The following is a 13,998-nucleotide window of genomic DNA, read 5'->3' as shown; positions in this document are numbered from 1 at the left end:
TATAGACGCAGTCTATCAGGCATCCCCGGTTGATTTTTGTTTGTTATAGCCATATATTTGTCCATTATGGCCAAAGAACCGATTAATCAACCACCACCACTGCGGGTTTGCACTTTGCTTTACAACAATTTGCTGACGACCAGTGCTACCTTGCCGGTGGAAATGCTGCGCACTGCCGAGGCTGCCGACCGGGCAGCCAACCCCAACAACACCCGCAGTATTGTTGCGACCACCCTGTCCATTGATGATCAGCCAATTACCTCGCCCTCGGGCTTCGCCATCAGCCCCTCGGCAACGATTGACGAGATAGACCGCTGCGACATTATCAGCCTGCCCGCACTGTGGCGGAACCCACGGCCTGCCCTGAAAAAATACCGCGACTATATCCCCTGGTTACAACACCAGGTGAGCGAGGGCGCCACCGTCATCGCAGTGGGCACGGGCGTCTGTTTTCTGGCAGAGGCGGGCCTGCTGGATCAGCAACCCGCCACCACCCACTGGCATTATTTTGATCAGTTCCAGCGCGACTACCCACTGGTAGCCCTGAAGAGACAGTACTTCATTACCCAGGCCGGCAATCTCTACTGCGCTGCCAGCGTCAACGCCATGGCGGAGTTGATGGTACACCTGGTGGCGAGGCTGTACGGTCGCCAGGCGGCCACACAGGTAGAGCGCAACTTCTTTCATGAAATTCGCAGCTCCTTCGAGCCCACCAGCTACTTCTCTGACAATGTGGAGCACCACCCCGATGAGCAGGTGGTGCAGGCACAAATCTGGTTTGAGGATAATTTCAGCAAGCCCATCAGGATTGGCGACGTGGCAAAACAGTTCGGTTTCAGTATGCGCACCTTTGACCGCCGCTTTAAAAACGCGCTGGGCCAGACGCCCCTGAAATACCTGCAGCGCACCAGACTCAACAATGCCAGGGAGTTACTGCAGAAATCCAACCTGTCTGTCGCCGAAGTAGCTGCTCACTCCGGTTACCAGGATGCCGCAGCCTTCAGCAAAATATTTCATCGCCAATTTGGCACATCGCCGATGAAATACCGCGAGACCGTGCGCGGCAAACTGTTTACCGCACATTGACTGAACGGTACGACGCCCCGGCCTGGAATCAGACTGACATCATAGAATATAGAGCAACCATTCAGCGGCCATGGCGGGCTTTTCAACGCCCTGGATCTCTATGCCAATCTCCACCGTCAACAGCCGATTTTTGCCTTTCGGCTCGTCGGACAGCACCTGCCAGTTGAGACGAATGCGGCTGTCGACCGGCACCGGCGAAATAAAACGCAGGCCATTGACCCCATAGTTGATCACTGTCGCATCGCCAATAATGGCCAGCAAGTCGTCCAACATCATGTGGGGCACCATGGAGAGATAGAGGAAGCCATGGGCAATGGTTTTACCGAACGGTCCTTCTGCGGCTCGCTGCTGATCCACGTGCAGGTACTGATGGTCGTGGGTCGCATCGGCAAACTGGTTGATCTGGGCCTGAGTAATTTCAAACCAGTCAGACTGACCACTCATTGGTTGTGTCATGAAAATATTCCGGTGAAGGTGGGTGACGGTGTTATCGGTCGAGAAATTCCCGGATCGCCGGGGCAACTGTATCCGGCATGGTGAGCATGAACAAATGGCCACAATTCATCAGCCACAGCTCGGCGTTGGGGATGCGACCGGCGAGAATCTTTGCGTTGACCGGCGGAATGATCGGGTCATCGGTGCCATGAACAATCAAGGTTGGCATGGCGATTTTGTGTAACCAGTGCAGGCTCGACCAGGTTGCCAGTGCCAGCAACTGATAATAGTAACCGCGCGAACTGGTGGTCTGCACCCGGGAGACATGCTTTTCCACCTGGGCCGGATCGGTGCGCATTTTACCGCCATAGAGATCGCCGGCAATACGGGACATGTACTTTTTGTCCAGATAGCGGCGCGGACTGATCATTTTTGCCAGGATGGATGGATGCCCGGGAAACATCGCTGAACCACAACTCGTGGCACAGAGCACCAGCTTTCTGCAGCGCCGGGGATACTGGCGGACAAATTGCTGGGCCAGCGTGCCACCCCAGGAGAGCCCCAGCACGTCCACTTGCCGATAGCCCAGTTGATCGAGAATTTTTGCGGTCAGCTTTGCATAGGTATGCAACCGCCAGGGCAACACGGGGGCCTCTGACTTCCCCGCCCCGGGGACATCAAAAATAATCATCTCAGTGCCCGGCATGGCCGCAATGAAACCTTCCAGAACCTCCAGACTGGCACCGATGCCATTCAGCAACAACAGGGGTTTACCCTGAGCGTTACTGCCTCGCCTGATGGCAACACGGATATTCAGGCCCATGACCGTCAACCAATAGATCTGTAACCCACTGGTTTGCACACTCACCAGATGCTCCTCAATGTTCTCAGCCGAAGACATAGGTGCCGGGGGCCTCCTCCAAGGGTTTGAAGTGCCTGCTGCCCAACACCGTTGGTGCAGCTTTTCGCGCCCCGGAACGAACCCGAAGCCAGTCGGACCAGTCGGTCCACCAGGAGCCCGCAAACTGCTCAGCCCCTTCGAGCCACTCGTCGGCATTTTCGGGCAGGCTTTCATTACTGAAGTAACGCGCCCTGGTGTTGGTGGGGGGGTTGACCAGGCTCTGAATATGGCCACTGGAACTGAGCACAAACTTGATGTTTCCCCCAACAATCCGGGTGGTCTTGTAGCAGACTTTCCAGGGCGTAATATGGTCGGATAACCCGGCAGTTACATACTTGTCACAATCCAGCGCAGCCAGATCAATGGTCACGCCATCAATCTTCATCTCTCCGGCTTCCAGGGTGTTGTACTCATAAATATCCAGGAAGTCACAGTGCAGCTCTGCAGGCAAATTGGTTGAATCACTGTTCCAGAACAGAATATCAAAGGCCGGCGGCGCTTCACCCATCAAATAGTTATTGATGTGATAATTCCAGACCAGATCATTGGGGCGCATCCAGCTGAAGACCCGGCCGAGCTCGGAGCCCTCCAGGACACCCCGCTCCCGCGATTTGAGCCGCGCGGCCTGCAGGGATGCCGGCGTAGTGAAGACCCCCAGCTCCATTTCCCGGGAGTTCATGCTGAGCATACAAACAGACAGGCTCAGGGAATGCACCACATCACGGCCAGTCTGCTTGAGGTAGGAGGACAGAATTGAAGCTGTGATACCGCCGGCACAGGCCCCGACCACGTTGAGAGATTGACTCCGGGTGATTGCGAGGATGGCGTCGACCGCTTCGATGGCCGCCTCAATGTATTCAGGCATCCCCCAGTGCGCCTGCTCCTCCGAAGGGTTTCTCCAGCTGATCGCAAATACCTGAAATCCCTGATCGAGGCAAAAACGAAAAAAGCTTTTTTCCTCATTCAGATCGTAGATGTAAAACTTGTTGATTTGGGGAGGGATGATCAGTAGTGGCCTGCGATACACCCGGGCGGTACACGGCTTGTACTGGATCAGTTCCAGCATCTCATTGCGAAAAACGACGACACCCTCCGTTGTCGCCAGATTGCCACCCACCCGAAACTGGCTTTTATCCACCTGGGCGGGCATGCCGTTGTTGTCTTTCAGGTCGTGGGCATAGTTCTTCAGCCCTTTCAGCAAACTGCTGCCGCGGGTTTCAATCGCTTTCCTGAGCGCTTTTGGATTGCCCAACAGGAAATTGGTCGGCGCCATGGACGTGATCAGCATCTCTTTGACGAAACGGGCCCGTCGCTCCTCCGTCCCCTCCAGGCCAAGGTCATCCACCAGTTCATCCAATGACTCTTCCCAGGCAAAATAGGCCTGCTTGAGTTTGTGATAGAGCTTGTTTTCATCCCAGGAAGGATCAGCAAAACGTCGATCGTTCTTGTGACCTTCGTACTTGTCCGTGCCTTTGAGAATATCTGTAACCTTGCCGGCAAACCGCTTGCTATAGCGCAACACCTTGGAGGGCTGTGCCGCCGTCTGTTTGACCGTTTTCTTGACGGCCGTTTTGAGGTCTTCCGTGCTGACGCCGACCAGCGGATTGAGTGATACGGTCATCTCAATTGCTTTCGCCAAAAGCTCCTCGTGCTTTTCGGCAGCCGATTTTTTACGCTCTTTGGACACTATTGGACCCTCGAAAAAGTCACTTGGAGGCAGGGAGGGGACACCGGATGATTGTACTCTATCACCAGCACCGGAGGTGCGCATAGTAAGGATTTGTTCGTCTACCCGGGGCAAAAGGCGCGAACAGGGTTCTGCGCTGTGTGGCAATCAGAACTGAAATGCCTGAAAACGGGGCGCAATTCCCCGCCTGCCGCTAAAGCACTTCAGCGAGCAGTTGTTCAATTTTATCCAGATCGGGGATCAATGCCTGCTGCTCTCTGACAGCCACCATCATCAGAACATAGGGTGACAGCTCCGGCAGGGAAACCTGCTGCAGCAAGCCATCGTCTGCCAGCCTGATCAAATGCGGAAAACTCTGGACTTGCAGGGCATAAAATTTGTTCGAACCGTCCGGCAGTATGCGGTACAGAACCAATGCCATCGCCCGGTCACCCAACACCGCCCGCTCGTCGCCAACCAGTGATTCAAAGGAAAGTAATGGGATGCGTTCGTTTCGCCAGTTTATCCAGCCCTGCAGCCAGGGGGGTTGATGGTCGTCCCGTTGACAGTCGACCTGCTGTACGATCTCGGCAACCGCTGCCATGGGAACCAGCAGGTGGTGACCGCTGAGCGACACAAGCAGGCTATCCACTGCATCATCGGACAGCAACGGGTTATCGGCCACCGGTTTACTCACCGTCTCGCCCCTCAATACCTGTCCCCTCAACAGAGGTAGTCTTTTCTGGGGCGTTCACTCCCGGAGGCGCGCCCTTTGTCCGGATAGAAGACAGCACAACTATTCTCCTGATTCAGTTGCCACATGCATGAGATCGGCCATGGCTTTCAATAGCTCCTGCTCCTGATAGGGCTTGCCCATGTAGTGCTCGACACCCAGCGAGAAAGCCCTCTCCCGATGTTTTTTACCCGACCTCGAGGTAATCATGATTATCGGTATTCGCTTCAACTCACTGCTGCCCTTGACGCGGCGCGCCACTTCAAAGCCATCCATACGCGGCATCTCGATATCCAGCAACATGACATCGGGCTTGTGTTCCTGAAGCAAGGCCATCGCTTCGAGGCCATCTCTCGCGGTGATCACGGAAAAACCCTCACGCTGCAAAAACCGGCCGGTTACCTTGCGCACCGTCACGGAATCATCCACGACCATTACTGTGGCGACAGAGGATGATGCCTCGGGCTCACCGATTTCTTCACTGTCTGCAGCAACAGAGACGGTCATCAAGCGGCTGCGCAGCAGCGCCAATAGATCCAGAATAACCACAACCCGTCCATCGCCCATCACCGTGGCTCCCGTCAACCCGGGCACTTTGCTGAGCTGGATACCAAGACTTTTCACCACAATTTCCATGCTACCCGCCAGGCCGTCTACCTGAATGGCGAAATGGCGGGTTTCGGTATGCACCAGAATCAGGAATACCGACTGGCTTTCCATATCCAGTTTCGGGGTTGAGCGATGGTGCAACAGGCTGTCCAGATAGAGGACTTCGTAATACTCGCCGGCATATTCGAGGCGCGCATCAGGATAGAGATAGTAGTATTCAAGCTCCACCGGGCTGACTCGTACGACACCATCCACGCTACTCAGGGAAAGCGCGTACAGCTCGCTACCCATCTCAATCATCAGCGCTCTGTTGACCGACACCGTGAACGGCAAACGCACAATAAAACGGGTACCCTTGCCGGGATCGGTGACGACCTGCACCGATCCTCCCAGTTCGCGCACCTGACTGTTAACCACGTCCATGCCCACACCGCGACCGGAAACCTGGGTTACTTTGTCCGATGTGGAGAATCCCGGCTGAAAAATAAACTCGATGACATCCTGATCATCCAGAGGGCTGTCCTCGGGAATCAGACTCTGCTCAATCGCTCGACGGCGAATGGCATCGACATTGAGCCCCCGGCCGTCATCAGATAACAGTAGGAGAATATCGCCGGCCTCTCTGGCCAACCCCACAGAAATTACCCCGGTTTCGGGTTTTCCGGCAGCAAGTCGGTCTGCGGCAGACTCAATCCCGTGATCGATGGAATTGCGAATCATGTGTTCCAGCGGGGCCAGCATCTGCTCCATGACAGAGCGGTCCATCTCGCCGTCAATATTGATCAGTCGCAGTTCAACTTTCTTCCCCACCTCGTCACTGACCTGCCTGACCATCCGGCGCAATCTGGGCACAATCCGGCTGAACGGCACCATCCGGGTACGCATCAACCGCTCCTGAAGATCCGTGTTGATACGCGACTGAATCAACAACTGTCCCTCGGCAGACCGGGCCTTGTCCGCCAGCGTTTCCTTCAGATCCTGAATATCGTAGGCGGACTCCAGCAGCGCCTGTGACAGTTGCTGCAATTGGGAATAACGGTCCATTTCAAGTGAGTCAAAACCCTCCGGGGGTTGCATCGCCTCCATTTGTTCCTGCCGGAACATCATGTGCGCTTCTGTTTCGACGCCAATACGCCGGACCTGATCCCGGAGGCGGGCGATAGTGGAGCCCATTTCATCGAGCGTAAACGAAAAATCACTGATCTCCCGCTCTACCCGGCCCCGTGAGATACTGGTTTCACCGGCCAGATTCACCAGACTCTCCAGCAGCGGGGCTGACACTTTGACCATTTCCGTGGATGTAGCCGGTTGGCGCTGGGGCGGAGTAATGCCGGGTATATCAGTGAGACTGGCCCGCAGCTGGGCAGGAATTTGATTGACCTCGGGTGATTGCCCCACGGCAACCGTCTCTACCACCTCAGCTTCTGCTGGTTCTACCGGGGGCACACCCTCACTGTCACTGCCGAGCAATGCCCTGGCTGGCACCAGCGCCGCCTGGAGCTGATCCTGCTTGTGCAGCCATCGACTGAACACCGCTTCGTCCAGCCGGTCGCGCTGATGTTCGATAGCGAGGATGTCGGTTTCAAAATCATGGCTCAACTCACCGAGCTGCTGCAGCCCGGCCATTCTTGCGCCGCCCTTGAGCGTGTGTAGCGATCGCTTGAGTGACTCCACAGCCTCGCGACTCTGCCAATTCTGTTGCCAGTCCTGCAGACAGCGATCAATGTCTTCCAGCAGCTCATTCGCCTCTTCGATAAAAATCTCAAGAATGTCCAGATCGATCTGTTCACGGTCTAGCGGCATAATTTCCAGCGCCGGGATGTCCCTGCTTTCAGCGACATCCGACTCAACAGAAACTGCAGCAGGCAAGACGGAATCCACCGTTGGCTCTGGCTCTGGCTCTGGCTCTGGCTCTGGCTGAGAGATTACCTCAGGCATTTCCTCATCGGAGGCCACCGCAGAGGATAAACCACCGGCTTCTGCCAGAGCGGATTGATCCGGTGCATCCGCTTCCGCCGCCGCTGGGCGGGACAGGGACGCCAACCGTTGCAGCAACGCATTTTGCGGGTTCGGCAAGTCCTGATTGGCGGCCACGGCATCCACCATGGCCAACAACAGCTCATGACCCTCGGCTGCCGCATTCAGAAGTTCTTCAGAAGGGGGCCGACGCATCTCCACAAGCCCTCGGTAGAACTGGCTCAATGCTGCCGCCAGCTCCTGCATGCCCGGCATGCCCGCACGGTCAGCCGCAGGGGCCAATCCATCCAGCTCGTCCTGCAAGCCGGTCAACAGACTGAAGTCCTCGGGCTGATCCCGCCATTGTCTGAGGTACTGATCTGCGTCAAGCAGGCGCTGCATGCCATCGGTCATCAGCAGATTGAGAAAACCGGGATCAACCTTGAGGGAGGGCCTCGCTTCATCACTGAGGATGGCGGACATGGCCTGATCGCGCAGCGCCGTCAAGCGCTCGAGAAACGCGGGGAGCTCGGGAATACTCTCCACCCGTTGCAAATCGTGGACAGACGAGAGTGACAGCGTGCAATAACTCGCACCATCATCAAGCAGGTCGACAATATCGTCAGTCACCTCGAGATGGTAGTTGTATAGCTCCTTGATGAAATGTTCCAGTGGCGCGATCAGGTCGCCAATGGATTCAACCCCGGCCATTCTGGCGCTGCCCTTCAGCGTGTGCAGGGCGCTCTGCAATGCACTGGTGGGCGGAGAATAGACCGGGGCCTGCTGGCGCTGCTCCAGCACAAACTGTTTGATGACATCGAGATAATCCACTGCCTCTTCGGCGAAAATTTCCAGCAGCTCAATATCTTCGGTGTTCAGCGCCAGCGGCTGGCCGCCATCAACGGTCGGTTCAGCACCCGCTACCGCGGTGTCTTCTGCCGATGCCGGGGAGGGTTCCGTCGCTTCACTGTCGTGACGATCATCAATGCCATCGGGCAGGGCCGCATCTTCACCCCTGGCGAGGGCCTCTGCTGCAATCACCAGCTGGGCGACATACTCAGGGCGGCTGTAATCGGTTTTTTCAGAAAAGGCCTCGGCCAGATCGGGCAGCACATCCTTGATCAGCCCGACAACCGCCATCAGGGTGGGGGTAATGGCTACTCTTTTTTCAATCAATTGGTTAAGCAGATGCTCGACCGCCCAGGCTATGCCGGCGAGCTGGTCTGCACCCACCATGCGCCCACCCCCCTTGAGCGTGTGAAAGGCGCGACACATCTCAACAACAGGCTGCTCTGCGTTGGGTGAATCAACCCATTGCTGATAGGTATTATCGAGCGTTGCCAGAACCTCAGTCACTTCCTCCAGAAAAATATCAATGATTTCCCGGTCGGCCACATCAGCGTCAACGGCCGCTGGCTGCTCGTCACCCTTTTCAGCCCCTGTAACCGAACCTTCAGTCAGCGGCTCAACGGCGGTATTGTCGGCTTCGTGGTGAGTGGCTGGCCCTGCAGCAAGCGAGTAACCCAGGCGGGCAACACTCTGTTCGGCCAGATCGAGAATGGATTGCTCAGATTCATGGTCCTGCTGATCGAGCACCTCCAGATAGTATTCGATACCGGTGATTGCCTCGGCCAGGGCATCGAGCATATTCCAGTTGGGCACACTCCGGGCAGACAATACCTGCTCATCGAGAAATCGGTTGCAGGCATCGAGAACTGCCGCAGCACGGGGCAGCTCGAGAATCAGAAGCGCGCCGCGCACATCCGCAACCAACCGGGATAGACCATCAAGCTTGTCTCGCCGCCATTGCGAGGCAATAAAGTCGACAATGACTTCCTTGACCTGATCGAGCGTATGCCTGGCCTCTGCCAGGAGTGTCGCCTGGGCACGGTTCACTTCAACCTGCATCTCCTGACCGACAGCACCACCCTCAATCAGTTGTTTGTTGAGCTCCAACCAACCGTGCAAACCGGTTTGCGCCTCAACCAGGCAATTAGCCACGGCCGCTGGATGAGGGGAGTCCACTGACGGATCAGCAATAAACCGTTGCAGCTGTGCGAGTGCCGCCTCCAGCAACTCACGCTGCCTTGGCCTGCCCAACATGGTCACGGCATCAACTAGTTTTTTCAGCCGATCCCTGGATTCATCGAGCAATGCCGGCCGGGTATCATTTTCCTCGACCAGCCGGGACAGACATTCCTTGAACTGCTCAATTTCCTGATCCAGCGCCGACACGATCAGCCGGGCTGCATCGGGCTCGTATACAGGCGATAGACCGTCTTCGGTATCCTCTATGGCGACGTCGTTGGGCAGTGACTGGTCAAGACGGTAATCCTCCCGCACTGCGATAGCCCTGGGACCCTTACTACGGGCAAAGGCAATATAGAACAACAGGTTTTTAAACAGCACCTCAGGCAGTGGCTGGGTCAATCCGTCATAGCCTGCCTGCGCCAGTCGGCGGATTTCACCCTCCAGCTCTCTCAACAACATTTTCAGCGCATGGCCCAGCGGGATATCCCGACCGGCGATGCCTTCAAGCAGAGCCAGAACGACATTCCACAGCGGTTCCCGTGGCATGCCTTTGCTCAGCTCCTTGAGCCGTGAAAAGACTTTGTCCAGGTAACTGAAGTTTTCCTCGATTTTTTCCCCTTTGAGCAACCCCAGCAGCGCGTACTGGTACATTTGCCGTAATTTGCGCAGCAGGTTGGCCATGACCACCGGGTCAGGCTGGCGGTCATACGGTTTGCTGAGCCGCCGGGATGCTTCAATATGAGGCGAGAAGAAAGAGGTTTCCGAGATCAGCGGTTCACCTCTGACCGCCCGAAACTCATTGAGCAGAAGCAGTAATGACTCCGGGTTATCCCGACGGGTGGCCATCACCTGTCGCAGATAATTTGGCAGCTTCAACATGGCCTGAACCAGAACATCACAACCATCGGCCACAGCTGTTATTCGCCGCTCGAGAAGACGGTCGGCAAGCACCTCCATCTCCTCGGCCAGCAATAGAGGACCGTAACAGTCGGCAACCTTCAGGGATCCCTTTATCTGGTGAATATAGTCAACACAACGGCGAATACTTGCGGTATCGGTTGAATCCGCCAGAAAAGACTCCAACGCCTCACAGGCGAGCTTCAAGGTGGCATCGACCTCATCGGCAAGCCATGTCAGCCCCTGCAATCTCCCGGTCAGTGCCATTTATGCCCCCACGCCGAGTTGGGGGAGCGCCGGTAGGCGAGTACACCGGGGTCACAACGGTCCCGTACCAGCGCTTCCGGCGGCGCGCCGAAAAACTCACCGGGAGCGAGAACCAGACGGCCACCCGGTTTGAGGGCGCCCGCCAGTTTTTCCAGCAGCATTTTTCTGCGTGTTGGTGCGACATATACCAGCAGGTTCTGGCAGAAAATGACATCGAAGGTTTTGCCTGGTAGCGGATCGAGCAGATTATGCCAAGCGAAAACAACGCGCTTTTTGAGAGTCGCCCTGACGCGCAGGAATTTATCACCAGCTGGTTCAAACCAGGCGTGCTGCATGGCATTGAGATGCTTCAGGCGGCTCCGCGGATATTCACCGCAGCTGGCGACATCCAGGGCCGACTGGGACACATCCGTGGCCAACAGGCGAAACGGAGAAGACAATTTACCCGCCTGACAGAGTTGCTCTGAGAGTATCGCCAGCGAATAGGCCTCCTCACCACTGGCACAGCCGACGCTCCACAGACTGAAACCGGACGGTGGTTCCGATTGCGGGTCAGACCCGGGAACATCGGGACCACCCGTCAGAATGTTTGCCACATAATTAAACGAAGGAGGGTGACGGAAAAACCGTGTTTCCTTGATCAACAGGCGATCCACCAGGGCTTGCAGGTTCCCCGGGCTATCCTCTGCCTGCCGAAAAAAAGACTGGTGCTCAACCATTCGGCGACGGGCAAAGTCCGCCCAGCAATCACTGACTGCAATACCGGTGTGTGATTCAATCAAACGACACCAATGCCTGAATTTGCGCTCAGTCAATTCCATGGCGGGATCCATCGGAAAATTCCGCCATCAATCAGGCCTGGCTATCCGGAGAAGATGGCTTCTTCTCCCTGCTGCCCGTCTGATCACCGGTATGCTCTTCCCATTCTGCAGAGAAGTCCTCGTCTTCATCCAGTTCCCTGGCCAGGTGGTCAAAGTCCATATCGCCATCATCTGCCTGCAGTGACTTGAGAATTTCCTCTTCATCATAGCTGCCATTATCGTCGGCGCTTGATAAGCGCTCACTGTCATCTACTGATCGGGCCGTTGCAGGCGAGGACGTTTGCCCTTTATACATGGCCTTTTCTATTTCATCGGCTTCCTGCTCGCTTAAGCTTGTGGCACGCATGGGCTGGCGGACCGGGGCAGCTGGCTTGTCTGCGGCACCGTCCTCGGGGTCGTCAGCCCCATCAGCAGCGAGCGCGTCTTCGGTGGTATCGTCGAGAAACTCATCTTCAGCAGCATCCTCGAAAAGCTCATCATCGCCGAAATCGTATTCATTAAAGTCCCCGATCTGCTTCGGTTCCTGGTGATGATGGCGCTCCATGGAGGCAGGTAACTTGAACCCGGAGACCGAGTTTCTCAGATCAACGGCCAGCTCCGCCAATTCACCGATGGACTGGGCGGTGTTGTTGGTGCCGGAAAGCGTCTGAGAGGTAATATCCTGGATCACATTCATCGTTCTGGAAATGTGCCCAGCGGTCGTGGCCTGATGCTTGGCCGCCGTGGAGATATCCTGAATCAGCTCCGCAAGATCGGCAGAGACGGTTTCGATTTCCTCCAGGGCACCCTCCGCAGCATGGGCCCGCTCCGCCCCTCTGACCACCTCGGACGTCGTTTGCTCCATGGAGCTGACGGCTTCATTGGTGTCGGTCTGAATGGTTTTCACCAGCGAGGCAATCTGCTTGGTTGCCCCGGCAGAACGCTCGGCAAGACGCTGGACTTCGTCGGCAACCACCGCGAAGCCACGTCCGGCATCACCGGCCATCGAGGCCTGTATAGCGGCGTTAAGTGCGAGAATATTGGTCTGGTCAGCAATGTCATTAATCAGTGACACGATGTCACCGATTTCCTGGGAGCTCTCCCCCAGTCGCTTGATGCGTTTGGACGTATCCTGAATTTGCTCACGAATCGTATCCATGCCACCAATGGTATTCTGTACGACCTCGGCACCTTTCTTGGCAATCGAGACCGATTTTTCCGCCACCGAGGCAGATTCGGCGGAGTTTGCCGAAACCTGATCAATCGTGACGGCCATTTCGTTGATGGCTGCCGAGGCGCCGGCAATTTCCTGCGCCTGGTGTTCAGAGGCGTCAGCCAGTTGCAGCGCCGTGGCCCGGGTTTCATTGGCCGCAGCCGAGACGTTTTCAGAGGTGTCCTGTATCTGAGCCACCAGAATCCGCAACTGATCAATGGCGTAATTGATGGAGTCTGCAATCGCACCGGTAAAATCTTCGGTGACGGTGGCATGGCTGGTAAGGTCACCTTCACCAAGACCGGCGATCTCATCCAGCAGACGCAGAATTGCCTGCTGGTTCTGCTTGTTGTCCATCGCCGTTTCCTGAAGCCGGCGGCGGGTTTCCGCTGAAATGAGTACACCCATTAACGCCATGATAATCACACCGATAACACCGGCGTACAACGCTGTTTGATACGTAAAACTGCGGCTCTGCGGCAGCGCGGCGATCGCATCGGAGATATTGTTGATTCGCTCCTGCAGGAGGGGCGATTCATCAAGGATGCTCTTGTTTGCCTGACTGGCGCTGAAGAACGCCGGGGTAGCGTCAAAAATTTCCTGGATGGAACTGCTGACAAACGCGAAATGTTCTGTGCTGCTGTCCAGATTCTCTCTTGCGCGAGGGACGGTAACAGGGCTGATACCCAGGTCGGCATCGCCATTCTTCATGCCCGCCAGCACCTGCCCAAACATTTTTACATCACGGGAGAACTGGTCAGCGGCAGTTTTTGCATCGGCACTGCCGGCCAGCATTTTGTCCACATTGCGGCCAATTCGCTCGGCACGCCAGATTTGCGCCTGAGCGAGCGCCACCTGTTCGGAGGGCGCTCTGCTGGCCAGCAGAATATCCACCACCTCCATATGCTCCTGCTGCAACTCCGGCAGGCTTTGATTCAGGGTCGCAGCGACCTTGTTGAGGAAGATGACGGTGTCCTGATTGTCGATAATCGTACGGGCATTTTGCTGGGCGGTGATCCACACTTCCGAAAGCGCATCCAGTGGGGGAGCAGCCACCTCATCCACCAGGTTGCCATGCAATTTACCCCAGCTCTCCTGCATGCGATCGACCAAACCCTGCAGTGCATCAAATGCACCCTCGTTGCCCGCGGTTGATTCCTGGGACAAACTGACGAGCCGGTAGGACAGCGCCCGCAACTCTGACGTTAGCTGCAAACTTTCCTGATCCCTGGCATTTTGATTGAAGACCATCAACAGGTTGAAGCCGAGAAAAACAACCACCACCATCAACAGCACCGACAGAAAGGTGATCAGGGATTTATTTTTGGATTTGTTGACCGCCGTTTTCATGTGAATATCACTCCAAGCCTGTGTTGCGGCTACCTGTGGCAGACCCGCACAAAT

At 56.1% G+C, this 13,998-nt stretch carries 8 protein-coding genes; 1 reads left to right on the top strand and 7 read right to left on the bottom strand.

Translation table 11 applies throughout. The features are described 5' to 3' along the window. Positions 1–66 precede the first annotated feature (66 nt). On the top strand, positions 67–1,086 hold the full coding sequence (locus QZ516_RS01335; RefSeq protein ID WP_297185131.1) for a helix-turn-helix domain-containing protein: 1,020 nt from the start codon (positions 67–69) through the stop codon (positions 1,084–1,086). A 39-nt stretch (positions 1,087–1,125) separates the two neighbouring features. On the opposite strand, the gene QZ516_RS01330 is transcribed toward QZ516_RS01335, so the two are convergent. From QZ516_RS01330 to QZ516_RS01300, 7 genes are all read right to left on the bottom strand, one after another. Then, positions 1,126–1,542 carry a MaoC family dehydratase gene (locus tag QZ516_RS01330; RefSeq protein ID WP_297185128.1) on the bottom strand — a complete coding sequence of 139 codons (417 nt, stop codon included), beginning with the start codon at positions 1,540–1,542 and terminating at the stop codon, positions 1,126–1,128. 31 nt (positions 1,543–1,573) lie between these two features. Continuing rightward, positions 1,574–2,389 carry a poly(3-hydroxyalkanoate) depolymerase gene (gene phaZ, locus QZ516_RS01325; RefSeq protein WP_297185125.1) on the bottom strand — a complete coding sequence of 272 codons (816 nt, stop codon included), beginning with the start codon at positions 2,387–2,389 and terminating at the stop codon, positions 1,574–1,576. 19 nt (positions 2,390–2,408) lie between these two features. Beyond that, the gene (locus QZ516_RS01320) at positions 2,409–4,043 is read right to left on the bottom strand and encodes an alpha/beta fold hydrolase (RefSeq protein ID WP_297185122.1); all 1,635 of its coding nucleotides are present in this window, start codon (positions 4,041–4,043) and stop codon (positions 2,409–2,411) included. A gap of 259 nt (positions 4,044–4,302) precedes the next feature. Next, entirely contained in the window at positions 4,303–4,785 is a 483-nt protein-coding gene (locus QZ516_RS01315) for a chemotaxis protein CheW (RefSeq protein ID WP_297185120.1), read from the bottom strand. 99 nt (positions 4,786–4,884) lie between these two features. Next, positions 4,885–10,581 carry an Hpt domain-containing protein gene (locus QZ516_RS01310; RefSeq protein ID WP_297185117.1) on the bottom strand — a complete coding sequence of 1,899 codons (5,697 nt, stop codon included), beginning with the start codon at positions 10,579–10,581 and terminating at the stop codon, positions 4,885–4,887. After that, positions 10,572–11,402, bottom strand: a complete 831-nt coding sequence (locus QZ516_RS01305) for a protein-glutamate O-methyltransferase CheR (RefSeq protein ID WP_297185114.1) — start codon at positions 11,400–11,402, stop codon at positions 10,572–10,574. The genes QZ516_RS01310 and QZ516_RS01305 overlap by 10 nt, the downstream gene beginning before the upstream one ends. Positions 11,403–11,433: 31 nt before the next feature. Continuing rightward, positions 11,434–13,944 (bottom strand): methyl-accepting chemotaxis protein, encoded by a 2,511-nt coding sequence (locus tag QZ516_RS01300; protein ID WP_297185111.1) that lies wholly within the window; start codon positions 13,942–13,944, stop codon positions 11,434–11,436. Positions 13,945–13,998 lie beyond the last annotated feature (54 nt).

The organism is uncultured Porticoccus sp., from assembly GCF_913061305.1.
Classification (GTDB): domain Bacteria; phylum Pseudomonadota; class Gammaproteobacteria; order Pseudomonadales; family Porticoccaceae; genus Porticoccus.
This window is presented reverse-complemented; position numbering and strand designations above follow the sequence as displayed.

Bases quoted from the DNA above. Each gene is read 5' to 3' on its own strand.
- QZ516_RS01300 (WP_297185111.1), bottom strand. From the start codon at position 13,944: ATGAAAACGGCGGTCAACAAATCCAAAAATAAATCCCTGATCACCTTT.
- QZ516_RS01320 (WP_297185122.1), bottom strand. From the start codon at position 4,043: ATGACCGTATCACTCAATCCGCTGGTCGGCGTCAGCACGGAAGACCTC.
- QZ516_RS01305 (WP_297185114.1), bottom strand. From the start codon at position 11,402: ATGGAATTGACTGAGCGCAAATTCAGGCATTGGTGTCGTTTGATTGAA.
- QZ516_RS01335 (WP_297185131.1), top strand. From the start codon at position 67: ATGGCCAAAGAACCGATTAATCAACCACCACCACTGCGGGTTTGCACT.
- QZ516_RS01310 (WP_297185117.1), bottom strand. From the start codon at position 10,581: ATGGCACTGACCGGGAGATTGCAGGGGCTGACATGGCTTGCCGATGAG.
- QZ516_RS01330 (WP_297185128.1), bottom strand. From the start codon at position 1,542: ATGACACAACCAATGAGTGGTCAGTCTGACTGGTTTGAAATTACTCAG.